The sequence below is a fragment of the Sphingomonas sp. CBMAI 2297 genome (genome assembly GCF_029870595.1).
Taxonomy (GTDB): domain Bacteria; phylum Pseudomonadota; class Alphaproteobacteria; order Sphingomonadales; family Sphingomonadaceae; genus Sphingomonas.
Window position 1 is genome coordinate 1 of record NZ_JAPDIR010000016.1, and the last position, 24,140, is coordinate 24,140.

Sequence of the window (24,140 nt, forward strand, 5' to 3'; positions counted from 1 at the left end):
GCGCCGGATCCGGATGACCGGGGCGGATTCCATGCCGGGGACGAGCAGCGCGACCTGGCATATCCCCTCGGGCGCCAGCGCGCGCATCGCCGCCTGCATCTCGCGCTTGCCCGCCCCTTCCGGCAGGCTTGCCGTCAGGTACCGGCCGATATCGTCCGGCCCCCGGGGCCCGGCCGGCGGCGGCACCAGCCCGATGGCGGAAGCATGGGCCTTGCCGTCGACGATCCATTTGCCGGTTGCCGGATCGAACAGCGGCAGCTTCGCGAGCGCCCCGGGCCCGGGGGCAAGATCGACCGAGGCGCCGGTGATCTCGATCTCGGCATCGGGAACCGCCGCCCCGCGCGGCGCCAGGAACCACCAGCCATAGCCGAGCAGGATCAGGACGATCACCCCGATCAGCCCGATCCGCGCCTTGATCCCGAACCCCCGCATCCGCGCGAAGCTGCACCATGCATCCCCCGAACGCAAACGGGCGCGGCACCCCGGGGATGCCGCGCCCGCGCATTCAGGTCCGGGAAGACCTTACTTGGTGAGGCCCGCCGTCGCGGCCACCTCGGCCGCGAAGTCGCTCTCTTCCTTCTCGATGCCTTCGCCGAGCTGGAAGCGGACATAGTCCTTGAGCACGATCGACGCGCCCGCGTCCTTGCCGGCCTTGGCGATGACGTCCGAGATCGGGGTCTTGCCGTCCATCACGAACAGCTGGCTGAGCAGCGCGTTCTCCTTGGCGAACTTCTTCACCGCGCCTTCGACCATCTTGTCGATGATGTCGGCCGGCTTGCCGCTCTCGGCCGCCTTCTCCTTGGCGATCGCGCGCTCGCGCTCCAGCGTTTCCTGATCGAGGCCGGTCTCGTCGAGTGCCAGCGGGAAAGCCGCCGCGATGTGCATCGCGACCTGCTTGCCGAGCGGCTCGAGCACGTCGACGCCCGCATCGCTCTCGAGCGCGACGAGCACGCCGATCTTGCCCAGGCCCGGAGCCGCGGCATTGTGGACGTACGGGATCACCGCGCCCTGCGACACCTGCACCAGCTTCGCGCGGCGCAGGACCTGGTTCTCGCCGATCGTCGAGATGTTGTTGGTCAGCACCTCTTCGACGGTGCCGCCCGGCAGCGGCGCCGCCTTGATCACGTCGATATCGTCGCCCAGCTCGATCGCGACCGAAGTCACGTCACGGACGAAGTTCTGGAAGATCTCGTTCTTGGCGACGAAATCGGTCTGCGAATTGACTTCGACGGCCACGCCCTTGGTGCCGGCGACGGCAACGCCGACCAGGCCCTCGGCCGCGGTGCGGCTCGACTTCTTGGCGGCGGCGGCCAGGCCCTTCGAGCGCAGCCAGTCGCTGGCGGCTTCGAGGTCGCCATTGGTTTCGGTCAGCGCCTTCTTGCAGTCCATCATGCCGGCGCCGCTCTTTTCGCGGAGCTCCTTCACGGCAGCAGCGGTGATCTCGGCCATGTTTCTTTCCTCTTGGTTGCGGCGGGCGCTTGCCCCGCCGGTATGTCAAAACCCCGTTCGTCCCGTGCTTGTCGAAGGGCCGTCTCGCTTGCCGCTCCGGAAAAAGGGCGGGGCTTCGACGACCCCGGACCGGCTCCGGAGGCGAACGGGGGATAAGGCGTCGTTCCGAACTGACCGGGCGCCTAGTGCGCGCCTATGTCAGTTCGGAGACAATCACTTGCAAGTCAGGCGTCGATCTGGCGCTCGCCCTCGACGGCCTGCTCCGAAGCCTCGGTCAGCGCCGGCTCGACCGGTGCTTCGTCCTGCGCGCCCAGGTCGACGCCGAAGCTCGCCTGGCGGTCCTGGTTGCCGCGGGTCGCCGCGATGGCGATCGCCTCGCAGTACAGGCGGATGGCGCGCGAGGCGTCGTCGTTCGCCGGAACCGGGAACGCGATGCCGTCCGGCGAGACGTTCGAATCGAGGATCGCGACGACGGGGATGCCGAGCGTGTTGGCTTCCTTGATCGCCAGCTCTTCCTTGTTCGCGTCGATCACGAACATCACGTCGGGCAGGCCGCCCATGTCGCGGATGCCGCCGAGCGAGAGCTCGAGCTTGTCGCGCTCGCGGGTGAGCTGCAGCACTTCCTTCTTGGTCAGGCCGTGCGTGTCGCCCGAAAGCTGCTCCTCGAGCGTCTTGAGGCGCTTGATCGACTGCGAGATGGTCTTCCAGTTGGTGAGCATGCCGCCCAGCCAGCGATGGTTGACGAAATGCTGGTTCGCGCGGCGCGCGGCCTCGGCGATCGGCTCCTGCGCCTGGCGCTTGGTGCCGACGAAGAGGACCTTGCCGCCGGCGGCGACGGTCGAGTTCACGAACTCCAGCGCGCGCGCGAAGAGCGGCACGGTCTGCGAGAGGTCGATGATGTGAACGCCGTTGCGCTCGCCGAAGATGTAGGGCTTCATCTTCGGGTTCCAGCGATGGGTCTGGTGACCGAAGTGCGCGCCCGATTCGAGCAGCTGCTGCAGGGTGACGACGGGTGCCGCCATAGGGATAACTCCTTCCGGTTGAGCCTCTGGGAAGCGAGTGATCGCGAAACGCGACACCGGTTTATGATGCTTCCCATGCGGGTTGAGAGCGGCGCGCTTACTCGAAAGCGGAAGGCGGCGCAAGCACGCGATGGACGGATAGCGCCTCAGTTTGAATTCTAAGCCACCCACTGTCGCTTTCCGGCCTGTCTCCCGATATGCTTGGCGGAAAGCATGGAGGCGATATGCCGCTTGAGGACATAGGGCCGCCGACCGTCACGCTAACGGGTATAAACACCCGCGCGGTTGATCGGAACGGTACCGCGGTCATCATTTCCGCGTCACAGGAAGCGATCGACGATTTTGGCTGGGGGGTTATCCTGCCCATGGCCAGCCGGAAATATGATGACGGTATGTTTGATGCAAACGCCACTCCGATGGTGCGCGTGACCGTCGCTGATTGCCAGAGATGGATGGACGATAACGCCTAGAACGGATCGACATTCAGGACCTGTATCGAGCGCACCTCGCCGACGGAGAAAAGGCCGTTCCCCGGCGAAGGCCGGAGCCCGGTCGCGGCGTCGTTCGAAAGGTTCTCGTGTCTGGCCAGATGCGCCGAGACTAGGCCCCAGCCTTCGTCGGGGAACGGGAAAGCCCCCCCCCTCAAATATCGATCCGTCCTAGAGGCTCGATGGAAAGAAACGCCCAGCCGAAGCGATCGGCTTGGCGGCACGCTTCGTGCCGCTCCGGCCAACCTGGAACATGCAAGGAACATCCGCTTGACACCGGAACGTTAGCGGAACATAAAGGGCTCACAACGCGGACACGGAACGTCGGCGGGCGCCAAGGGGTTGGAATCGCAGGGTTCTTGCCGGGCAAGGCGCGTTTTGGGAGCCAAGTGATGACTGCACTGCTTAGCGTTCTGCTGTTCGCCGCTGCCTTCGCCGTCGCCGGCTGGACGATCTTCTCATCGATCGCCGCCGCGCTTCCCCGCATGCGGGAACTGACCAGCCGCGCGCTCGCGGCGCCCTTGCCCGAGCCGGCGCCGGCCCGCGTTACCGTTCGCTACTCGGCTCCGGCCCGGCGCTCCGCTGCGTTCCCGCTGCGCGCAGCTGCCTGATCCGGCGATAGCCGCGCATGCTGAGCGGGATCGACGCGAGGTACAGGATCGCGATCACCGCCAGCGTCGGCCAGGGCGCGGCCACCAGCGCCGCGACCAGCACCACCAGCACGGCGATCGCCTCGAAGCGGATGCGCTGCTTCAGCCGGACGTGCGGCGCGAAGGTGGCGACGCTGGAGATCATCAGCACCGCGACGAACGCGCTCCACGGCGCGACGACGATCGGCGAGCGCAGGTGCGGCTCCTCGGTGAACAGCCACAGATAGAGCGGCAGCAGCGCAAGCACGGCGGCCGCGGGCGCGGGCACGCCGGTGAGGAAGCCGGCGGACTTGTGCGGCTGGTCCTCGGCGTCGATCTGGGCGTTGAACCGGGCGAGGCGCAGCGCGCAGAACAATGCATGGATCAGGGCGATCATCCAGCCGAACCGGCCCAGGGCCTGCAACGACCACAGATAGAGGATCAGCGCGGGCGCGACGCCGAACGAGATCGCGTCCGACAGGCTGTCCAGCTCGGCGCCGAACCGGCTTTCGCCGCGCACCATCCGGGCGACCTTGCCGTCCACGCCGTCGAGCAGCCCGGCAATGAGCACCATCAGGACAGCCAATTCCCATTTCGCGTCGATCGCGAACCGTATCGCGGTCAATCCCGAACATAATGCGAGGGCGGTGATGGCGTTGGGCGCGATGGCGCGCAGCGGTATCCCGCGCACCGGGCGCATCCGCCGCATGCGCCGCATTCGGCGGGGCCGGAGCGCGCGCTCCTCGCGCCGCTCGCTCACTGCGAGATGCCGCTGACGGCGGCGGCTCCCTTCCTGGCGATGATCGTCTCGCCCGCGATCGTGCGCTGGCCGAGCGTGACCTGCGCGACATAGTCCGCGGGCAGGAACACGTCGACGCGGCTGCCGAAGCGGATCAGGCCGACGCGCTGGCCCGCGACGACCATGTCGCCCGGCTTGGTGAAGCTGACGATCCGCCGCGCGACCAGGCCGGCGATCTGGGTGAAACCGATGCGCAGGCCGTGCTTGTCCTCGACGATGAAGTGCTGGCGCTCATTCTCCTCGCTCGCCTTGTCGAGATCGGCGTTGAGGAAGCGGCCCGAGATATAGATCACGTGCCGGATCGTGCCGGTGATCGGCGTGCGGTTCACATGGACGTCGAACACGCTCATGAAGATCGAGACGCGCACCATCGGCGCGTCGCCCAGCGCCTGGGGCCCGCGCAGTTCCGGAGGCAGCTCCACCGGCTGGATCATCGTCACCAGCCCGTCCGCCGGGGCGATCAGCATCCCTTCCCCCTGTGGCGTCACGCGGATCGGATCGCGGAAGAATGCCGCGACGCCAAAGGCGAGAAACACCAGCGGCCAGGTGATGAAGTCGAAGATGAACAGGCTCGCCAGGGCGATCGCGGCGGCGATGGCCACATATTTGCGCCCCTCGGGGTGAATGTCCGGGAAACGCCACTTCACCGTCGAGGTCCCCAGCGGGGGCTTGTCCATAGATGCCATTGGAAGCCTCTAGCCGCGTGTCGCGGCCAACACAACGCAGGCGACGCCGCCTCTTTCCCGCGGGACACTCGCGGCGTAGGGAACCGGCATCGCCTTGGAGGATGCGCGATGCTGACGGACGGCGCGATTCGAGCCTTTGCCGAAGCCGGAGACGGCGGCCCGGCCGCGTTCCATCCGCCCCGTCCCGAGCCCCTGGCCAGCGTGCTGCCCTGGCGGATCCTGGGCACCGCCATGCGCAATCCGATCGCGGCCTGGCCGCCTGTGCTGTTCGAGGGCACGAGCTGGCGCCCGCCCTTCCCCGGCGCGCCCGTGTTCCTCACCGATCCAGCCGCCGTCCGCGCCGCCATGGGCGAGCGGGCCGAGGATTTCCGCCACGGCGATCTGTGGCGCCGGGTGATGCACCCCGCCTGGGGCGAGGGGCTGGTCGCCGTCGAGGGCGCCGAGTGGCGCTGGCAGCGCCGCGCCGCCGCGCCGGCGTTCCGTGCCGCCCAGATGGCGGCCCTCGCCCCGCGCATGCGCACCGCCGCCGAGGCCGCGCTTCTGCGCTGGCGCCACGCCGCCCAGCCGATCGACATCGCCGCCGAAACCGGCCGAATCGCCTTCGACGTGATCCTCGACACCGTCCTTTCGGGCGGGGAGGATTTCGAACGCGCCGAGACGGAGGCCCGCGTCGGCGCCTTTCTCGGTCAGCTCGAATATCGGCGGCTCAGCTACCTCCTCCTCCCGGACCGGGCACATCGCGGCAAGCTGAACAAGCCCGCGCCCGAAGCCGCGCAGCTCCGCGCGGATGTCGACCGGATGATCGCCCGCCGCCGCGCCGCGCCGCCGCGCGGCGACCTGGTCGACCTGCTGCTCGACGCCACCGATCCGGAGACCGGCCGCCCGATGGACGACGGGCTGCTGCGCGACAATCTGCTCGGCTTCATCCTCGCCGGCCACGAGACCAGCGCCGTCGCGCTCGGCTGGGCGCTGTGGCTCGCCGCCGCGCACCCGCCAACGGCCGGGCGCCTGCGCGTCGAGGTCGAGACGGTCACCGGCGGCGCCCCTGTCGACGCCGGCCATCTCGAGAGCCTGGTCTTCACTCGCCAGGTGATCCAGGAGACGCTCCGCCTCTATCCCCCCGGCTATCAGCTCACCCGCGTCGCCATGCGCGATACCGAGATCGACGGCCGCCGGATCCGCGCCGGCACGCGCATCCTGATCGCCGTCTATGCGCTCCACCGCCATCGCCGCCACTGGCACGACCCCGACGCCTTCGACCCCGATCGCTTCGCCCCCGGCATGCCGGTGCCCGACCGGCATCTCTACATGCCTTTCGGCGCGGGCCCGCGCATATGCCTGGGCGCTGCGTTCGCGATGACCGAGCTGGTCGTCACCCTCGCCACGCTCGTCCGCGCCGCGCGCTTCACGCCCCTGTCGGCGCTTTTTCCCGTCGCCGGCACGAGCATCCGGCCGGGTGGCGGACTGCCGATGCGCGTCGCATTTCCCTGAGCGCCGCCCGATTTGCCCACAGTTCAGCTGCCCGGATGCGGCGAAATGCAACCGTGCCGCTTGCATGTTCGTTCGAATTGCCCAAATGCCGCGACTGTCTCCAAGTTGTAATAAGGTCGCCCATGCCCGCTTCCACTGCCGCCAAGGCCCGCACGCGTCACCGCCGCCCCGCCGGCACGCCGTCGCCCTGGGGCATGTTCTTCCGCGGCTTCCTGAAGCGCCCGGTGATGGTCGGCGCCGTCGCGCCCTCGTCGCGCTTCACGATCAACAAGATGCTCGCGCCGGTGGACTGGGAGAACACGAAGCTGTTCGTCGAGTACGGCCCCGGCGTCGGCACCTTCACCCGGCCGATCCTCGAGCGGCTCGCGCCGGACGCGAAGCTGATCGTGATCGACACCAATCCCGATTTCATCCGCTATCTGAAGCAGAGCATCACCGATCCGCGCCTGATCGCGGTGCAGGGCTCGGCCGCGGACGTGAAGCAGATCATCGCCGATCACGGCTTCGCGCATGCCGACTATATCGCCTCGGGCCTGCCCTTCTCCACCCTGCCCCCCGGCGTGGGCGACGCGATCGCCAAGGCGACGCGCGAAGTGATCCGCAAGGGCGGCGCCTTCCTCGTCTACCAGTATAATCCACGCGTGAAGAACTTCCTCACGCCGCACTGGTCGCACATCGATCATGCGATGGAGTGGATCAACATCCCGCCCGCGCAGCTCTGGTGGGCCTGGAACGACTGACGGCCGGCGCGGGGTGCTTGATCCCCCCGCCCCATCCTCCTAGACGCTCGCCAAACCCCCTTAAAAGGACAAGCGAGCAATGGCGAAGATCAAGGTTGCAACGCCCGTCGTGGAGATCGACGGCGACGAAATGACGCGGATCATCTGGCAGTGGATCCGCGAGCGCCTGATCCTCCCCTATCTCGACGTCGAGCTGAAATACTACGACCTCTCGATCGAGAACCGCGACGCGACCGACGACCAGGTCACCATCGATTCGGCCAAGGCGATCCAGCAGTACGGCGTCGGCGTGAAGTGCGCCACGATCACGCCGGACGAGGCCCGTGTCGAGGAATTCAGCCTCAAGAAGATGTGGAAGTCGCCGAACGGCACGATCCGCAACATCCTGGGCGGCGTCGTGTTCCGCGAGCCGATCGTGATCAAGAACGTTCCCCGCCTGGTTCCGGGCTGGACCGACCCGATCGTCGTCGGCCGTCACGCCTTCGGCGACCAGTATCGCGCGACCGACTTCAAGGTGCCCGGCGCCGGCAAGCTCACGATGAAGTGGGTCGGCACCAATGGCGACGAGCTCGAATATGAAGTGTTCGACTTCCCCGCCGCCGGCGTCGCCATGGGCATGTACAATCTCGACGAGTCGATCCGCGACTTCGCCAAGGCGAGCATGAACTATGCGCTCGACCGCGGCTGGCCGCTCTACCTCTCGACCAAGAACACGATCCTCAAGGCCTATGACGGCCGCTTCAAGGACCTGTTCCAGGAGACCTTCGACGCCGAGTTCGCGCAGAAGTTCAAGGATGCCGGCATCGTCTACGAGCACCGCCTGATCGACGACATGGTCGCCTCGGCGCTGAAGTGGTCGGGCAAGTTCGTCTGGGCCTGCAAGAATTATGACGGCGACGTCCAGTCGGACACCGTGGCCCAGGGCTTCGGCTCGCTCGGCCTGATGACCTCGGTCCTCATGTCGCCGGACGGCAAGACGATCGAGGCGGAGGCGGCGCACGGCACCGTCACCCGCCACTATCGCATGCACCAGCAGGGCAAGGCGACCTCGACCAACCCGATCGCGTCGATCTTCGCCTGGACGCAGGGCCTGTCGTTCCGCGGCAAGTTCGACAACACGCCGGACGTCACCAAGTTTGCCGAGACGCTGGAGCAGGTCTGCATCGAGACCGTCGAGAGCGGCAAGATGACCAAGGATCTCGCCATCCTGATCGGCCCGGACCAGCCCTGGATGACCACCGAGCAGTTCTTCGAGGCGATCCGCGAGAATCTCGAAGCGAAGATGGCCGCCTGGGCGTAAGGCATATCCACCTCCGGCACCCCCGGGTGCCGGAGGCCGGAAGGTTAACCTTCATCTCGGTGCAAATGAGCGATTGTCACCGCCCTTGAGATGAATCTACCATCCCTCCCGATCAAGAGGATGATCGAGGGGGGAAATCATGCTCAGTTCGTTGCGCCAGTTGGCGGCAGCGCTCACGCTGCTCGTCGCCGCGGCCCTGCCTGCCGCCGCGCAGCCCTTTCCGGGCCCATTCCAGCCAGCGCCCTTTCCGCAGCCCTTCCCCTCGCCGGGACCGCTGCCCGCGCCGGCGCCCTTTCCGGGTTCGGTGCCGTTTCCCGGGCCGCCCGTGGCGCTGCCGCCCCTCACGCAAATCGGGATCGATCCCAATCTCGGCCCGATCTGCGCGGGCCTTCCCGGCCTCGGCGCCGCACCCTGCGAAATCGTGCAGCGCCAGATTCCGATAGAGATGCGCGCGACGCAGATCTTCCCCCAGCTCATGCGCACGGGTTTCGACCCCATCCAGGGCCAGATCTGCGCCGGCCCGCTCGGCCCGGGGCCGTGCGTCGCCGTCGCCCGCTGGATCGCGATGCAGGAACTGGCGCAGCAGCAGATCCAGCTGCAGGTGATCGGCAACGTGCCCGGTGTCGGCCCGATCTGCGCGGGTCCGCTCGGTCCCGGACCATGCGAGGCGGTTCGCCTCTATCTCATGCAGGCGACTGCATCGATGCCGATGAATCCGTTCAATCTCCGCCAGGTCCAGGCGGTGGGAGGGAGCGGGATAGCCGGGCCGAACTGCAACGGGCCGTTCGGCATGATGCCGTGCCCGATGGTCGGGCAGGTCGGCCTCGATCAGCTGGGCATGACGCCAATCCCCGGCGCCGGCACGTTCGGCCTTCCCGGCGGACTGAACACGCCGCAGGCGCTGGCAGCTGCCTGCGCGCAGCGCGTCGCGCTCGACGTCGGCGCCTTTGCCGGTTGCGTGGGCCAGCAGGTCATCCTGCCGCAGAACGAGCAGGCGGTGCTGGATTGCGCGGTATCCAGCAGCGATGTGACGGCTTTCGGCAAATGCGCGGCGCCGCAGCTGGGCATCCGCGTTTCCGAGGATCAGAAGATCCTCGCCGATTGCGCCTTCCGGACCAGGGGCGACGCGCAGCGGTTCGCCGCCTGCGCCGGCGGCCAGTTCGCGGCGGGGGCGCTCGGCCCGAACGAACAGGCGGTGCTCGCCTGCGCGGCATCGTCGGGCGCCAATAGCGAGGCGTTCGTCGCTTGCGCGGCGCCGCGCTTCCTGTCGCGCCAGCAGCAAGCGGTGCTCGATTGCGCGGTCGGCGCGAGTGACGTGACCAGCTTCGCCACCTGCGCGGCGCCGAATGCCGGCATCTCGATGTCCGAAGATCAGCGTATCGTCGCCCGCTGCGCCATGCGCAGCAACGGGGACTCGGCTAGCTTCGCGACCTGTGCGGGATCGGCATATCTGGCCAACGGACTGGGCGAGCGCGAGCGGGCCGTGCTGGGGTGCGCGGCCAGCGCCAATGGCGACAAGGGCAGGTTCGCGGGATGCGCGGCCGAGACGCTGTTCGGCAAGAATCTGAGCCGCGAGCAGCAGATCGCCCTGCGCTGCGCCGCGGAATCGGGCGGCGACGGCAGCGTGATGCTCGGTTGCGCCGCCGCGAACATGTTCAATCTCCAGCTCAACCCCGAGCAGCAGATCGCCGTGCAGTGCGTGGTCGGAACCGGCGGCCAGCCCTATGCGGCGGCCGGCTGCATCGCCTCGCGCCTGACCTTGCGCGAATTGACCAAGTGCCTGAGCGACGGAGTCGGCGGCAAGGGCTGTTTCGGCGATTCCAACGACCTTGTGGGGAAGAATGGCTGGGTGCGCCGGACCATGGGCCAGATCGCCGGCGGGCCGAACTCGCTGATCAACAACCCCGGGCAGATCTGGGGCGGCGACAACAGCTTCGTCCGCAATCCCGGGCAGATCTTTGGCGGTTCGAACTCTTTCGTGCGCAATCCCGGGCAGATCTTCGGCGGGCCCAATTCGGTGTTCAACAGGCCGAGCCAGCTGCTCCGGGCGCCGAAGGTCCGGATCGGCGGCAAGAGGATCTGCCTGCCCTGGTGCTGAAATGGAGGACATGATGCGCAAGTCGATCGGCCTGCTTCTGGGATTGGTGTTGTTCACGACGCCGGCCCTGGCGCGCGACAAGGACCTTCGCACGATGAGCAGTGCGAGCGGCGAGGCCGAGATCGGCTTCTGCGTGCGCCCCAGCCCGGATGCCTTCGGGTTCCCGGGCCACAGCTTCGTCACTTTCTCCGCCACGCGCCCCGGCGGCGGACGCAGCTTCCGCGCGGTCGGGCACACTGTCGCCGCCGGCACGAGCCCTGCCGGCGCCGCCTTCACCTATTTCGGGGGAAGGCCGGTGGCCGGTGCGCAGATGGAGGAGCGCTACACCCATCTCAAACAGGCCTGCCTGAACCTGAAGGTGGACCGGGCAGCCTATGATCGCGCGGTCGCGGCCGCGCGTCCGACCCTGACCGCGCTCGGCTTTTCGAACGAGACGGCGGCGGCGCTCGAGCGCTATTCGCTCAATGGGAATGACTGTATCGATTTCGCCGTCCGCGTCGCCGACGCGCTCGCGCCGGCGGGGCTCCGGGTTCCGGCACGAAGCGCAGTCGACACGCCGCGGACCTATCTGGAGAAGCTGATCGCGGCCAATCCCTGATTATGGCGCGATTCCCGGCGCTTCGAGCCTTGCAATATGGGACCCGCCATGCTGCCCTTTGCCGCATGGTCAGAATCTCCCCCAGCACGCATATCCCGGCGAAATCGGCTCCGGTTCGAGCCGATTCTCGTTGCCGCCCAGGCGCGGGATTCGCGAAGGCCGGCGGAGCCCCCGCTCCATGCTGAACCTCGGCAATAGCGGCCTCAGCGACACGCTGGTGATCCTCGGCGCCGCCGGGCTGGTCATCCCCGCCTTCGCGCGCGTCCGGATCAGTCCGGTGATCGGGTTCATCCTGGTCGGCGCGCTGGTCGGCCCGTTCGGCCTGGGCAGCCTCGTGCCCACCAATCCCTGGCTCTATCACATCACCATCTCGGACGCGCATGCGATCGAGCCGTTCGCCGAGTTCGGCATCATCCTGCTGCTGTTCTCGATCGGCCTCGAGCTGTCGTTCAAGCGATTATGGTCGATGCGCACCCTCGTCTTCGGCGTGGGCGCGACCGAGCTGCTCGGCGCCGGGCTCATCCTCGCCGCCGTCCTCTATCTCACCGGGCTCAGCACCGGCGGCGCGATCGGGCTCGGCCTGGCGCTGGCGCTGTCCTCCACCGCGATCGTGCTGCCGATCGCCGGCACCACCAGCGCGGTCGGCCGCGCCGCCTTCGCGATGCTGCTGTTCGAGGATCTCGCGCTCGTCCCGATCATCTTCCTGCTCGGCGCGCTCGCCCCCGCGGCGGGCGGCGAAGCCGGCTGGATCAAGCTCGCCGTGACGCTCGGCTTCGGCCTCGCCACGGTCGCGATCCTGTTCGTCGGCGGGCGCATGCTGCTGCCGCGCATGTTCGCCCAGGCGGCGCGCACCAAGAGCCCCGAGCTGTTCCTCGCCGCCAGCCTGCTGGTGGTTATCGTCGCCAGCCTCGCCACCAGCGCGGCCGGCCTCTCGCCGATCGTCGGCGCGCTGATCGCGGGCCTGCTGATCGCCGAGACCGAATATCATGGCGAGGTCGAAGCGATCACCGCGCCGTTCAAGGGCCTGGCGCTCGGCGTGTTCCTGATCACCGTGGGCATGCGGCTGGACCTGGACTTCATCGTCCACAACTGGGCGCCGCTGCTCGGTGCCTCGCTGCTGGTGATGCTGGTCAAGGCGGCGGTGACGACCGGCCTGCTCCGCCTCTCGGGCGCGCGCGCCGGCACCGCGGCGGAAGCCGGGGTGCTGATGGCCAGCCCCTCCGAGACCACGCTGATCGTGCTTGGCGTGGCCGGGGCGGCGGGACTGATCAGCCCGAGCACCGCGGCCTTCTGGACCACCGTCACCGCGATCGGCCTCACCGCCACGCCGCTGCTCGCCAAGGCGGGGAGCGCCGTCGCGCAGCTGATCGAGCGCTCGAAGATGGAGGAGGCGTCCGACCCCGCGCTCGAGGAAGTGCAGAACGGCACCGTCATCATCGGCTTCGGCCGGGTCGGCCGCACCGTGGCGGACATGCTGCGCCGCCACAACCTGCCCTATATCGGCGTCGACGCCGATATCGACAATGTCAACGCGGCGCGGCGCGGCGGCTATAACGTGCTGTTCGGCGACGTCACCCGCTCCGAGCTGGTCGACAAGCTCAACCTCGGCCATGCCAAGGCGCTGGTCCTCACCATGGACGATCCGGTGCTCACCGTGCGCCTTGCCAAGCGAGTGCGCGGCTGGGTGCCCAACCTGCCGATCATCGCCCGCGCCCGCGATTCCGGCCACGCCGCCGAGCTCTATCGCGCCGGTGCCAGCGAAGCGGTGCCCGAGGCGCTGGAAAGCTCGCTCCAGCTCTCCGAAGTGGTGCTGGTCGATCTCGGGCTCGCCGTGGGCCCGGTGATCGCCTCGATCCACGAGAAGCGGGACGAGATGCGCAAGAAGATCAAGGAAGTCGCCGGCATGGATCGCGAGCCGCGCTTCCGCCGGGTGCGCGTCGACAAGGGCGGCGGCGAGGAGGCGGACGCGCCGGCCTGAGGCCGATTGCGCTTGCCGCCCGCGCCGGCCGGGCGCATTTCAGGCACCTGTTCCCGTTCGGAGAATATTGACGATGTTCCTCAGCCTGCTGCTCCTCGCGCATGCCGCCGCCGGCCAGACCGCCGATCCCGTCGCGCCCGCCCGCGCCGGCCAGTATCAGTGCGTCGTGCCCAATCGGGAGAAGAAGACCTGCCTCGGCACCACCAGCTACAAGATCGCCGGCAGCAGCTATGAAGCGGTCACTCGCCTGTTCCTCGCTCCCTCGCCGCTGATCACGATGGAGGTGCGGACCCGCGGCACGGTGGCGGACGGCAAGTTCTGCGAGACGGTGAAGCTCGCCGATTTCGAGGCGGGCACGGTGATGGCGAACGGCAAGCCGGCCGATGCGGCGACCGCGACCGCGGTGAAGAGCCAGCTCACCGCGGTCGTCGCGGCGCTCGACGGCAAGACCGTCTGCTCCGCGATCAAGCCCGCCGAGGACGGCCTGCTGCTCAACGAGACTACCATCGATGGTGCCGCCCGCCCCGATCTCGGCCAGAAGTTCATCTGGGTCGGCGAGAAGGACGGCTACGGCCTGGGAATGTGACCATGATCGCGACCCTGCTCCTCCTCGCCGCCGCCGCGCCGCTCCCCGCCGCCGACGCTCTCGACCCGGCCCGCGCCGGAAAGATCCGCTGCATCGGCCCGGACGCGCATGCGCGCACCTGCGCCACCATGGTGCGCTACACGGTGCACGAGGACGGCCGCTTCGAAGCCGTGGTCACCGGCGTCGTCTCCACCGAGCCGACGATCCTGCTCGAATATCAGACCGCGGGCCGGATCGAGGACGGCGCCGTCTGCTCGACCGTCCGCCCGGTCGACTTCACGTCGGGCCGGCTCAGCAAGGACGGGGCACCGCTCGCCCCGGCCGTGGAAAGCTCGGTCCGCGAGCGGCTGATGCTCGCGCTCCAGCCGCTTGCCGGCAGGAAGCGCTGCTATCGCGACAAGGTCGATGGCGACGGCATCGTGTCCGACATCACGATCGACGGCCTTGTCCGCGCCGACATGAACCAGCGCGCTCTATGGGTCTCGTCCGAGGACGGCTGGGCACCAGGGATGTGAACGGCGCTCCGCGGCGGCTCAGGCCGCCGCGGTCGCCTCGGCCAGTGCGGCCTTGACCGCGTCGAGCGCCGCAGCGCCCTTGTCGCCGTCCGGGCCGCCGCCCTGGGCCATGTCGGGCCGGCCGCCGCCACCCTGCCCGCCCAGCACCGCCACGGCGACCTTGACCAGGTCCACGGCATTGGCCGGCACGCCCTCCGTCACGCCGACCGCGACCGAAGCCCGTCCCTCGTTGACCGCGACCAGCGCGACCACGCCGCTGCCGACGCGCTGCTTGGCCTCATCGACCGCGCCGCGCAGTTCCTTGGGCTCCAGCCCGTCGATCACCTGGCCGATGAAGTTGATGCCGGCCACCTGCTCCGGCCCCGCCGCCTGGGCAGACCCGCCGCCGCCCAGCGCCAGCGCCTTTTTCGCATCGGCCAGCTCGCGCTCGAGCTTGCGGCGCTCCTCGACCAGCGCAGCGACGCGCGCCGGCACTTCGTCCGGGCTGGCCTTGAGCGTCGCGGCGGCCTCGCGCAGCCGCTCGTCGCGTGCGTTCAGCCACAGCCGCGCGCCTTCGCCGGTCAGCGCCTCGATGCGCCGCACGCCCGAGGAGACCGCGCTCTCCGAAACGATCTTGAAGATCGCGATGTCGCCGGTCGCATTGACGTGCGTGCCGCCGCACAGCTCGACCGAATAGGACGCATCCTCGCCCAGCCCCATCGAGAGCACGCGCACTTCGTCGCCATATTTCTCGCCGAACAGCGCCATCGCGCCCGCGGCGATCGCGTCGTCGGGCGTCATCAGCCGCGTCTCGACCGCGCCGTTGTGGCGGATCTGCGCGTTCACATCGGCCTCGATGTCGGCGATCTCCCCGGGCGTGAGCGCCGACGGGTGGGAGAAATCGAAGCGCAGCCGATCCGGCGCCACCAGGCTGCCCTTCTGGGTAACATGCCCGCCAAGCCGCTTGCGCAGCGCCGCGTGCAGCAGGTGCGTCGCCGAATGGTTGGCCCGCACCCGGTCGCGGCGATCGGCATCGACGGTGAGGTGGACGGCATCGCCCACCGCGATCTCGCCCTTCTCGATCCTGGCATGGTGCGCATGCAGGCGGCCGAGCGGCTTGGACGTGTCGGCCACCGCGGCGCTCGCCTTGTCGTTCCAGATCACGCCGGCATCGCCCATCTGCCCGCCGCTCTCGGCGTAGAACGGCGTCTGGTTGGTCAGGATCGTCACGCTGTCGCCGGCGCCGGCCCGATCGACCTTGGCGCCTTCCTTGACGATCGCGACCACCTGGCCCTCGCCCTGGGTGCCGGCATAGCCGGTGAACTCGGTGCCGCCCAGTTCGTCGGCCAGATCATACCACAGCTCTTCCGAAGCCTTTTCGCCCGAGCCCTTCCAGGCGGCGCGCGCGGCTTCCTTCTGGCGCTTCATCGCCGCGTCGAAGCCCGCGCGGTCCACGCCGATCGCGTTGGCGCGCAGCGCGTCCTCGGTCAGGTCATAGGGGAAGCCATATGTGTCGTAGAGCTTGAACGCAGTCTCGCCCGGCAGCGTATCGCCTTCGGCCATGCCCTGCGTCGCCTCGTCGAGCAGGCGCAGGCCGTTCGCCAGCGTCTGGCGGAAGCGCGTCTCCTCCTGCAGCAGCGTCGCCTCGATCAGCGGCTGGGCGCGGACGAGCTCGGGATAGGCGGCGCCCATCTCGGCGACCAGCGCCGGCACCATGCGGTGCATCAGCGGATCCTTGGCGCCGAGCAGATGGGCGTGGCGCATCGCACGGCGCATGATCCGGCGCAGCACATAGCCGCGGCCTTCATTGGCCGGCAGCACGCCGTCCGCCACCAGGAAGCCCGAGGAGCGCAGGTGATCGGCGATCACGCGATGGCTCGCCTGGTTCTCGCCGGTGGTCGAAGCGCCGGTCAGCGCGCCCGATTCGGCGATCAGCGCCCTGAACGTGTCGGTATCGTAATTGTCGTGCACGCCCTGGAGGACGGCGGCGACGCGCTCCAGACCCATGCCCGTGTCGATGCTCGGGCGCGGCAGGTCGCCGATGATCTCGTCATTCTCCTGCACGAACTGCATGAAGACGAGATTCCAGATCTCGACGAAGCGGTCGCCATCCTCTTCGGGCGATCCCGGCGGGCCGCCCCAGATATGGTCGCCATGGTCGTAGAAGATCTCCGAGCACGGCCCGCACGGCCCGTCCGAGCCCATCGCCCAGAAATTGTCCTTGGTCGGGATGCGGATGATCCGCTCCTCGGGCAGGCCGGCGATCTTCTTCCACAACTCGAAGGCCTGGTCGTCGGTATGATAGACGGTCGCGGTCAGCCTGGCCGGCGAAATGCCCCACACCTTGGTGAGCAGGGTCCAGGCATGGGTGATCGCCTGCTCCTTGAAATAATCGCCGAAGGAGAAATTCCCCAGCATTTCGAAGAAGGTATGATGGCGCGCGGTATAGCCGACATTGTCGAGGTCATTGTGCTTGCCGCCGGCCCGGACGCATTTCTGCGAGCTGGTCGCGGTCGAATAGGGGCGGCTCTCCAGCCCGGTGAACACATTCTTGAACGGCACCATGCCGGCGTTCACGAACATCAGGGTCGGGTCGTTGTGCGGCACCAGCGGGGCGCTGGGAACGCGGGCATGACCCTGGCCCTCGAAATAGTCGAGGAAGGAACGGCGGATATCGTTGGTGGACGTCATACGCGCGACTTAAGCGAGCAGTTGGGGATGAACAAGCATTTCGACTAGCCGCGGCGGCGATGGCTGGCATGTATCGTTCGCAAGATCACGGACCCGTCACTTCCTTTGAACGGCAGAAGGTTGGCAACCGCCATGCCGCCTGACACGAGCACAAGCGGCGCCAGTGCCAGCTCGGCAACGTGCAGGCCCATCATTCCCAGCAGCGTGGCAACACCGCCGGCGACGAGCGCCACCGCGAAATTCGCAGCCGGCCCTGCCGCCGCGATATATGCTTCGAAGCGCTGGCGCCCCCAATGGCCCGCGAACTCATATACGACATATCCGGCGACATCACCGCCTCCTCGCGGCGCGACAATCGTCAGCTGCCGTGGACGCATCCGAAGGGAGAATATCCAGACGCAAATATACCTCACCTCTGCGCCGAGCCTCGCAGCCATCCAAGCGTGACCGAGCTCGTGAATCAGCGTGGCGCCGAACGACGACAGGAAGAACAGCAGCAGCGCCGACGGAAAATTGAAGTGGGCGCCCTCATAGAGGGCGCCGAAGGCAACGGCGTTGACGATTAGAAAGACGGCTATCGCAAGCTGGCGCATATATATCCCTCAGACCGGCGCATCGATCGACCGGGGCGGTTCGCTGAACCATTTCGGCCCGCCATCGGTCATGTGGAAGCAGTCCTCCAGCCGCACGCCGAAGCTGCCGGGAATATAGATGCCCGGCTCGTTCGAGAAACACATGCCCGGCGCCAGCTGCGTCCGCTCGCCGCGCACCAGGTTGACCGGCTCGTGCCCGTCGAGCCCGATGCCGTGCCCGGTGCGGTGCGACAGGCCGGGCAGCCTGTAGTCCGGCCCCCAGCCCAGCGAGGCATAATAGCGGCGCACCGCATCGTCCACGCTGCCCGCGGTCGCGCCGATCCTGGCCGCGGCAAAAGCGGTCCGCTGGCCCTGCGCCACCTGGTCCCAAACCTTGCGCTGCTCCGCCGTCGGGGTGCCGTGCACCCAGGTGCGCGACACGTCGGACTGATAGCCCTGCACGGTGCAGCCGCAATCCATCAGCACGATCCGGCCCTCGGCCACCGGCGACGGCACCTTGGTGCCGTGCGGATAGGCCGCGCCCTCGCCCACCAGCACCATGCTGAACTCCGGGCTGCCGCCCAGCTTGCGCGTCGCCGCGTCCATCAGCGCCGAGACGTCGCGCTGGCTCATCCCCTTCTCGACGCGCGGATGGACCCAGCGATAGGCCGCGATCGTCACGTCGGTGGCGAGCTGCATCAGCGCGATCTCGGCCGGCGTCTTGAGCATCCGGCAGCCGCGCACCACCGGATTGGCCGAAACCACGGCGAGTCCCGCCTTTTGCAGCCCGTCGACCGCGAAATAGCGCACCGTCTCCTCGATGCCGACCGGCAGGTGCGCGAGCTTGCGATCCTTGAGGAAGCCGGCCACGGTCTTCAGCGGATCCTCGTCCTCCTGCCACACGCGGATCTCGGCGGGGATCGCCAGCCCTTCGCGGGTGCGCGCCTCTTCGAAGAAAGGCGTCACGATGCAGGGTTCGCCCTCGGCCGGCAGCACCAGGGCGGTCAGCCGCTCGCTGCGCCCCCAGCGCAGCCCGGTGAAATAGAGCAGCGAAGACCCACCTTCGACCAGCACCGCGCCGATGCGGTTCGCCTGCATCAGCCGCTGGGCCCGGGCGAGCCGCGCGGCGCGCTCGGCATTGTCGATCGGCACCGCGCCCCTGGTGATGTCCTGCAGCGCCGAAAGATCCGGCTCGGCGGCGCGCAGCACGCCCGGCAGGGCGAGCAGCGGCGCGGCGGCGGCGGCACGGACGGCAGCGCTGACAAGGGCACGGCGGTGAAGGCGCATCGTCATTCTCCGGAAACAGCGATGCATGCGATAGGGCCGCTTCGCGCACCGCCGCAATACCCGCCGTGCATAGGGCAGCACACATCGGCTGGGCGCGCGGGGCTTGACCCGGCGCGCGCAATCCCCTTTGCCTGCGACCAAAGGATTTTTAGGGGGGCCTCCGTTGGGCAAGCGACTTACCTGGTTCATTTTGGCGGCGCTGCTGCTCGGCGGCCTGCTGGGCTATGCCCTCAACGTCTCGCTCGCGGGCACGCCGGAGGGGGCGAAGGCAATCGAGAACTGGGCCTATGGCCTGGACATACCGACCCAGATGTTCCTCCATTTGATCAAGATGATCATCGCCCCGCTGGTGGTCTCCACGCTGGTGGTCGGCATCGCCCATATGGGCGGCGGCGGCGCGATCGGGCGCGTCGGCCTCAAGGCGTTCTTCTGGTTCGTCTGCGCGAGCCTGGTCTCGCTCACGCTCGGACTGATCTTCGTCAACCTGCTCCAGCCCGGCGTCGGCCTCAACCTGACGGTCCCCGCCGCCACGGCATCGAGCGGCGTCGATCGCTCGAGCTTCGACCTTGCCAAGTTCTTCATCCACATCGTGCCGACCAGCGGCATCGATGCGATGGCGAGCAACGACATCCTCCAGCTCGTCATCTTCTCGCTCTTCTTCGGCGTTGGCCTTGCCGCCATCGGCGAGAAGGGCGCACCGCTGGTCCGCGGGCTCGAGGCGCTGGTGCAGGTGATGCTCACCGTCACCGGCTATGTCATGCTCTTCGCGCCGGTCGCCGTGTTCTGCGCCGTGGCCAAGGCGCTGGCGACCAAGGGCATCGGCGTGGTCGGCGACCTCGCCTTCTTCATGGGCAGCTTCTATCTGGGCCTGTTCGCGCTCTGGGCGACGCTGCTCGGCGTCTGCTTCCTGATCGTCGGCCCGCGCACCCGCACGCTGCTGCGCTATCTGCGCGACCCGATCCTGCTCGGCTTCTCGACCGCCTCGTCCGAGGCGGCCTATCCGCGCACGCTCGACGCGCTCGACCGGTTCGGCGTGCCGCCGCGCATCGCCAGCTTCGTGCTGCCCCTCGGCTATTCGTTCAATCTCGACGGCTCGATGATGTACATGACGTTCGCGTCGATCTTCATCGCCCAGGCCTATGGCATCCATCTCGACTGGATGACGATGATCCAGATGCTGCTGATCCTGATGGTCACCAGCAAGGGCATTGCCGGCGTGCCGCGCGCCAGCCTGGTGGTGATCACCGGCACGCTCAGCCATTTCAACATTCCCGAGGCCGGCGTGCTGCTGATCCTCGCGGTCGACCATTTCCTCGACATGGGCCGCACCGCGACCAATGTGATCGGCAATGCCGTGGCCAGCGTGGTGGTGGCGCGCTGGGAGGGCAAGCTCGACGCGCCCCAGCCGATCGAGCCGATCGTCCCGCCCATGCAGGGCCCGGCGACCGAGGCGGAGAGCTTCCAGGATTATGGCCGCCACTGAACGCGCCGGTCCGCGGCGGCGCCATCGCCGTTGGACTTTCCCGCGCGAAGATGAAAGTCTCTCCCCGGGGGAGACTTTCATGCGCGCCTTGACGGGGTTCGGACGGGATCTGCGGCGGCTCGCCGCGCTGCTGCTGCTCGCGGTCGCGCTGGCCGGCTGCGCGCACGTCCAGCTTGCCGCGCCCTATGACGCGGCGACCGATGCCGAGCTCGGATCGGTGCTGCAGGACACGACCAGCTTCGTCGCGAAGATGGCGACCAATGCCGGCCAACCCGCCGGCGCCTATGCCCAGAACACCGACTTCTACGACAATATGGAAGGCCGGGTGGCGCTGCTCGTCGCCCGGGCGCAGGCGAACCGGGTGCTGGACAATTGCCCGTCCACCCAGGCGATGGCCAGGGCGCTGGCGGCGGCGGACCTGCCGCCCGCGATCGGCGGGAAGATCGGCACCCCGCCCCAGGGCGATTGCGACGTGGTGCTGATGCAATTGCTCCAGCAGCAGTTCCACGACCTGCGCGCCTTTCACCAGGCGGAAGGCGGGCTGGGCATTCCCGCCGCCGCCGTCGGCCCGCTGCTCGACGGCGGGCTCGGCGCCACCCTGCGCGCGGCGATGGCCGTGCAGCGCGCCAAGCAACTGAGCCGATAGGAGAAGGCGATGCAGGTGGACGTGGACGGGCTGGTCGACCGGATGACCGCCGCGGGGCGCGGGCTGGCGGGCGGCATCTGGGCGGAGATGGAAAGCTATGCGGTGCCCGAGCTCAAGAAGATCGCGATCCAGGTGGAGGCGATCGCCGAGAACCATGCCCAATACACGTTGCGCGGGGCCGAGATCCTGTTCGACATGCAGATTCGCGCCGCCGTCTCGGTGATCGTGGCGATGACCAGCATGACGCTGGTGCTGGTGCAGAATGCGATCAACGCGATCGTCGATGCAGTGAAGGACTTCATCAACGCCGCGACCGGCTTCGCCCTGATATGATCGCCCTTGCCGCCATTTAGGCGCAGCCGGGGGCGCCGGGCTGTTCAGGCATAGGCATAGGGGCCGCCGGCGGCCAGCGCCGCCTTATAGGCCGGGCGGGCATGGATCTTCTCGATCCAGGCATCCATGAATGGCCGCCCCGCAATGGCATTGGCGCGGCTCACCGCGGCTTCGAGGGGGAAGCTCATCATCACGTCGGCCGCGGTGAATTCGGGGCCGGCGAACCAGGGCCGCGCCATCAGCTCGCCCTCGACATAGTCGAGATGGACGTCGATCATCGGCTGGAACTTCTTCTGCGCCACCTTGCCGAGCAGCGGCACGCGGCTGAGCACCAGCTTGGTGAAGAGCGGCGGCATCAGCGACCCCTCGGCATAGTGCAGGAAATGGCGATAGCGCAGCGCGTCCTCGCGATGCCCCGGCATGCCCAGGCGACCATCGGCCAGCTCGACCAGATATTCGACGATCGCCCCCGTCTCGGCGATGATGTTGCCCGCATGCTCGATCACGGGCGACTTGCCGAGCGGATGGACCTGGCGAAGCTCGGGCGGCGCGAGCATCGTCGCCTTGTCGCGCCGATAGCGGCGGACCTCATAGGGCAGCCCCAGTTCCTCGAGCAGCCAGAGCACGCGCTGCGAGCGGGAGTTCTCGAGATGATGGACGATGATCGTCATGCGGCGTCTCCGGCTGGGCGGCGCGGCCGTTGCCGGGCCGATATCGACTTGACGATGGTCCGCCCGCCCGCCGGAGGCAAGGGCCGCCGCGCCCCATCGAGCGCGGCCGCGATCAGGGCGGCGATCGCGGGCGCGTCGAGCAGCGCCACGTCCTTGAGGCAGACATAGCGCCCCCGCCGCCCCTCTCCCTGAAGCAGCCCTTCCGGATCGGGCAATCCGACGCCGGGCAGGAAATAGAGCAATATGTTGCGCGGATAGACGGCAAGGCTGAACACCGCCTCGGACGTCTTCTCGCCCGGACCATAGCCGATCGCGAGCGCGTTGTAATTGTCGTAGACCAGCTCGGTCGCGCCGGGCAGCCGCGCACGCAACACCGCGCGCGCGGCGCGAACGCGGTTCGCGATCTCGGGCGTGAAGCGGGCAATGAAGCCTTCGAGCTGGGCCGCGGTCGCCGCGATGTCTTCGGGATCGGCGGGTATCGCCGTCACGATGCCACGCCGATCGCTTCGAAGCGCACCGCGCGGTCAGTCGGGTCGGCATCGACCAGCCGGACGCGGATCGGCGTTCCCGGCGCGGTTCCGGGAGCGTCGATTCGCGTCACCACCGGCAGGTCGGCGAGCTGCATCCGTGCGCCGCGGACATCCACATCGGTGACGATCGCCGCGAATTCCTCCCCCTCGCGCCCGGCGAGCATCACCGCTTCGGCCAGGTCGACCACCGCGCGATCGATCTGGCCGCTCACGGCATCGGCACGCCCCATTACCTTGGGCAGCCGCTCAAAGGCCTGGGCGACGATCTCGGGCACCGGCCGGCCCGCCATGATCGCCAGGGCCGCCTGGATGACATAGCGATCCGCCAGCCGCCGGAGCGGCGCGGTGGCATGGACATAGGGCGCCGCGACGGCGGCGTGCCATGGCACCGTGCCCTCGTGCCATGGGGCGTAGCTGGCGCCCTGCCCCGCCCGGCGGATCGCGAGCATCAGCGCCGCCTGGTGCGGATCGGCCGGATCCAGGCCCGTGCGGAAAGCCACGAGCGATTGCGCTTCGGGCCAGGCGATGCCGAGCGCGCGCGCCGTGTTCCGCAGCCGCGATACCGCCGCCGCATCGGGCTCGGCCATCACGCGGAACAGGCCGGTATGATGTGCCTGCAACAGCTCGGCGATGGCAAGGTTGGTCGCGAGCGACAGGGCCGCATTGCGCGCCTCCGATGCGTGACGCGCGCGGAAGGCCAACGCATAGCCGCCATCCGCGCGGCGCACGACTTCCTGTTCGGGCGGATCGACACGGGCGGCGCCCCGACGCGCCTCGGCAAGGGCGATGCGGCGGGCGAGCTCGGCGAATTGCGGAGGCAGGTCCGCGTCGTCCGCCGTCTCATAAGCGAGCTTGGCGCGGCTCCTGACCAGCGCCCGCTCCGCCGCGTCCAGCCGCGCCTCGCCATCGGGCGCCACCCGCACCGTGAAGAGCACCGCCGGGCGTGGACCATCGGGCAACAGGCTCGCCGCTCCCTCGCTCAATATCGGCGGATAGAGCCCGGCCTTTCCGTCCGGCAGATAGAGCGTCGCCCCGCGCCGCCAGGCCTCGCGGTCGATCGGATCGCCATCGTCGACGAACCAGGCGACATCGGCGATCGCATAGCGCAGCAGCAGGTCGCTCCCACTGGACTCGATCGCGAAGGCCTGGTCGAGATCGGTGGAGCTCGCCGGATCGAGCGTGACCAGGGGAAGCGCCGTCCGGTCCGCATGGTCGGCCGGCACGCGCCGCGCCGCGGCCTGGGCGGCGGCGATCACCTCCGGGGGAAAGGCCTGCGGGACATGGAACTGGTCGCGGATGGCGGCGAGGCCGCCGGCCAGCACGCGATCGGGATCGAAAACCGCCTTCATCGCCCGCGACTATAACGCCCGCCGCGGATCGGGAAACCGGGATCGCAAGGCGGCGCACGCTCTCTTCCCGCCCCGAGCGTGACGAACGTCGCGCATGCAAGGCATCGCGCGCGTGCCCGAACGCGAATGTTCGGACGCAAATGCCCGGACGCGAAAGACCCGGCGCGGGGCAACGCGCCGGGTCTTCCCATGGGTCTCAGCCCGTGACCGCCGCCGCACG

At 68.5% G+C, this 24,140-nt stretch carries 24 protein-coding genes; 13 read left to right on the forward strand and 11 right to left on the reverse strand.

The features are described from left to right. The 3 genes from OMP43_RS18620 to rpsB all read right to left on the reverse strand — a co-directional run. Positions 1-432 (reverse strand): hypothetical protein (locus OMP43_RS18620; RefSeq protein WP_280281041.1); only part of this gene is annotated, 432 nt, incomplete at its 3' end. Between the two features lie 90 nt (positions 433-522). Then, positions 523-1,449, reverse strand: a complete 927-nt coding sequence (gene tsf / locus OMP43_RS18625; protein ID WP_280281043.1) for a translation elongation factor Ts — start codon at positions 1,447-1,449, stop codon at positions 523-525. A gap of 224 nt (positions 1,450-1,673) precedes the next feature. Further along, positions 1,674-2,471, reverse strand: a complete 798-nt coding sequence (gene rpsB / locus OMP43_RS18630; RefSeq protein WP_280281045.1) for a 30S ribosomal protein S2 — start codon at positions 2,469-2,471, stop codon at positions 1,674-1,676. Positions 2,472-2,695: 224 nt separating this feature from the next. Between rpsB and OMP43_RS18635 the strand changes: the two genes are divergently transcribed. Together OMP43_RS18635 and OMP43_RS18640 are read left to right on the forward strand one after the other, a co-directional pair. Beyond that, positions 2,696-2,941, forward strand: a complete 246-nt coding sequence (locus tag OMP43_RS18635; RefSeq protein WP_280281046.1) for a hypothetical protein — start codon at positions 2,696-2,698, stop codon at positions 2,939-2,941. 410 nt (positions 2,942-3,351) lie between these two features. Further along, complete coding sequence (locus tag OMP43_RS18640; protein ID WP_280281047.1) at positions 3,352-3,570, forward strand: hypothetical protein; 219 nt, start codon at positions 3,352-3,354, stop codon at positions 3,568-3,570. Here OMP43_RS18640 and OMP43_RS18645 read toward each other — a convergent pair. Continuing rightward, a complete protein-coding gene (locus OMP43_RS18645; protein ID WP_280281136.1) occupies positions 3,506-4,288 on the reverse strand; it encodes a phosphatidylcholine/phosphatidylserine synthase in 783 nt (260 codons plus the stop codon). The two genes, OMP43_RS18640 and OMP43_RS18645, sit on opposite strands and share 65 nt — an antisense overlap. Positions 4,289-4,344: 56 nt before the next feature. Beyond that, positions 4,345-5,073, reverse strand: coding sequence for a phosphatidylserine decarboxylase (locus OMP43_RS18650; protein ID WP_280281048.1), 729 nt, complete (start codon positions 5,071-5,073; stop codon positions 4,345-4,347). Positions 5,074-5,181: 108 nt separating this feature from the next. Here OMP43_RS18650 and OMP43_RS18655 point away from each other — a divergent pair, with 108 nt between their 5' ends. From OMP43_RS18655 to OMP43_RS18690, 8 genes are all read left to right on the forward strand, one after another. Then, entirely contained in the window at positions 5,182-6,564 is a 1,383-nt protein-coding gene (locus OMP43_RS18655; protein WP_280281049.1) for a cytochrome P450, read from the forward strand. A 122-nt stretch (positions 6,565-6,686) separates the two neighbouring features. Further along, the gene (locus OMP43_RS18660) at positions 6,687-7,304 is read left to right on the forward strand and encodes a methyltransferase domain-containing protein (RefSeq protein WP_280281050.1); all 618 of its coding nucleotides are present in this window, start codon (positions 6,687-6,689) and stop codon (positions 7,302-7,304) included. 79 nt (positions 7,305-7,383) lie between these two features. Then, complete coding sequence (locus tag OMP43_RS18665; RefSeq protein WP_280281051.1) at positions 7,384-8,604, forward strand: NADP-dependent isocitrate dehydrogenase; 1,221 nt, start codon at positions 7,384-7,386, stop codon at positions 8,602-8,604. A 139-nt stretch (positions 8,605-8,743) separates the two neighbouring features. After that, positions 8,744-10,702 (forward strand): hypothetical protein, encoded by a 1,959-nt coding sequence (locus OMP43_RS18670; RefSeq protein WP_280281052.1) that lies wholly within the window; start codon positions 8,744-8,746, stop codon positions 10,700-10,702. 13 nt (positions 10,703-10,715) lie between these two features. Further along, positions 10,716-11,300, forward strand: coding sequence for a hypothetical protein (locus OMP43_RS18675; protein WP_280281053.1), 585 nt, complete (start codon positions 10,716-10,718; stop codon positions 11,298-11,300). Positions 11,301-11,478: 178 nt separating this feature from the next. Continuing rightward, positions 11,479-13,278, forward strand: a complete 1,800-nt coding sequence (locus OMP43_RS18680) for a cation:proton antiporter (RefSeq protein ID WP_280281054.1) — start codon at positions 11,479-11,481, stop codon at positions 13,276-13,278. 73 nt (positions 13,279-13,351) lie between these two features. Continuing rightward, the gene (locus OMP43_RS18685) at positions 13,352-13,864 is read left to right on the forward strand and encodes a hypothetical protein (RefSeq protein WP_280281055.1); all 513 of its coding nucleotides are present in this window, start codon (positions 13,352-13,354) and stop codon (positions 13,862-13,864) included. 2 nt (positions 13,865-13,866) lie between these two features. Continuing rightward, on the forward strand, positions 13,867-14,379 hold the full coding sequence (locus OMP43_RS18690; RefSeq protein ID WP_280281056.1) for a hypothetical protein: 513 nt from the start codon (positions 13,867-13,869) through the stop codon (positions 14,377-14,379). An 18-nt stretch (positions 14,380-14,397) separates the two neighbouring features. Here the strand turns inward: OMP43_RS18690 and alaS are convergent, their stop codons facing one another. From alaS to OMP43_RS18705, 3 genes are read right to left on the reverse strand one after another with little or no spacing between them, the layout of a single operon-like run. Continuing rightward, positions 14,398-17,049, reverse strand: a complete 2,652-nt coding sequence (gene alaS, locus OMP43_RS18695; protein WP_280281057.1) for an alanine--tRNA ligase — start codon at positions 17,047-17,049, stop codon at positions 14,398-14,400. Between the two features lie 44 nt (positions 17,050-17,093). Beyond that, positions 17,094-17,642: a site-2 protease family protein gene (locus OMP43_RS18700; RefSeq protein ID WP_280281058.1), complete on the reverse strand. Its 549-nt coding sequence runs from the start codon at positions 17,640-17,642 to the stop codon at positions 17,094-17,096. A 9-nt stretch (positions 17,643-17,651) separates the two neighbouring features. Then, positions 17,652-18,908 carry a Xaa-Pro peptidase family protein gene (locus OMP43_RS18705; protein WP_280281059.1) on the reverse strand — a complete coding sequence of 419 codons (1,257 nt, stop codon included), beginning with the start codon at positions 18,906-18,908 and terminating at the stop codon, positions 17,652-17,654. A gap of 163 nt (positions 18,909-19,071) precedes the next feature. Here OMP43_RS18705 and OMP43_RS18710 point away from each other — a divergent pair, with 163 nt between their 5' ends. From OMP43_RS18710 to OMP43_RS18720, 3 genes are all read left to right on the forward strand, one after another. Further along, positions 19,072-20,391, forward strand: coding sequence for a dicarboxylate/amino acid:cation symporter (locus tag OMP43_RS18710; RefSeq protein WP_280281060.1), 1,320 nt, complete (start codon positions 19,072-19,074; stop codon positions 20,389-20,391). A gap of 79 nt (positions 20,392-20,470) precedes the next feature. Further along, positions 20,471-21,037, forward strand: coding sequence for a hypothetical protein (locus tag OMP43_RS18715; RefSeq protein WP_280281061.1), 567 nt, complete (start codon positions 20,471-20,473; stop codon positions 21,035-21,037). Between the two features lie 9 nt (positions 21,038-21,046). Further along, complete coding sequence (locus OMP43_RS18720; protein ID WP_280281062.1) at positions 21,047-21,370, forward strand: hypothetical protein; 324 nt, start codon at positions 21,047-21,049, stop codon at positions 21,368-21,370. 44 nt (positions 21,371-21,414) lie between these two features. Here the strand turns inward: OMP43_RS18720 and OMP43_RS18725 are convergent, their stop codons facing one another. From OMP43_RS18725 to OMP43_RS18735, 3 genes are read right to left on the reverse strand one after another with little or no spacing between them, the layout of a single operon-like run. Continuing rightward, positions 21,415-22,041 (reverse strand): glutathione S-transferase, encoded by a 627-nt coding sequence (locus OMP43_RS18725; protein WP_280281063.1) that lies wholly within the window; start codon positions 22,039-22,041, stop codon positions 21,415-21,417. Then, positions 22,038-22,529, reverse strand: a complete 492-nt coding sequence (locus tag OMP43_RS18730; RefSeq protein ID WP_280281064.1) for a hypothetical protein — start codon at positions 22,527-22,529, stop codon at positions 22,038-22,040. Before OMP43_RS18730 ends, OMP43_RS18725 begins: the two co-directional genes overlap by 4 nt. Beyond that, complete coding sequence (locus OMP43_RS18735) at positions 22,526-23,920, reverse strand: RNB domain-containing ribonuclease (protein WP_280281065.1); 1,395 nt, start codon at positions 23,918-23,920, stop codon at positions 22,526-22,528. The genes OMP43_RS18730 and OMP43_RS18735 overlap by 4 nt, the downstream gene beginning before the upstream one ends. Between the last annotated feature and the right edge of the window lie 220 nt (positions 23,921-24,140).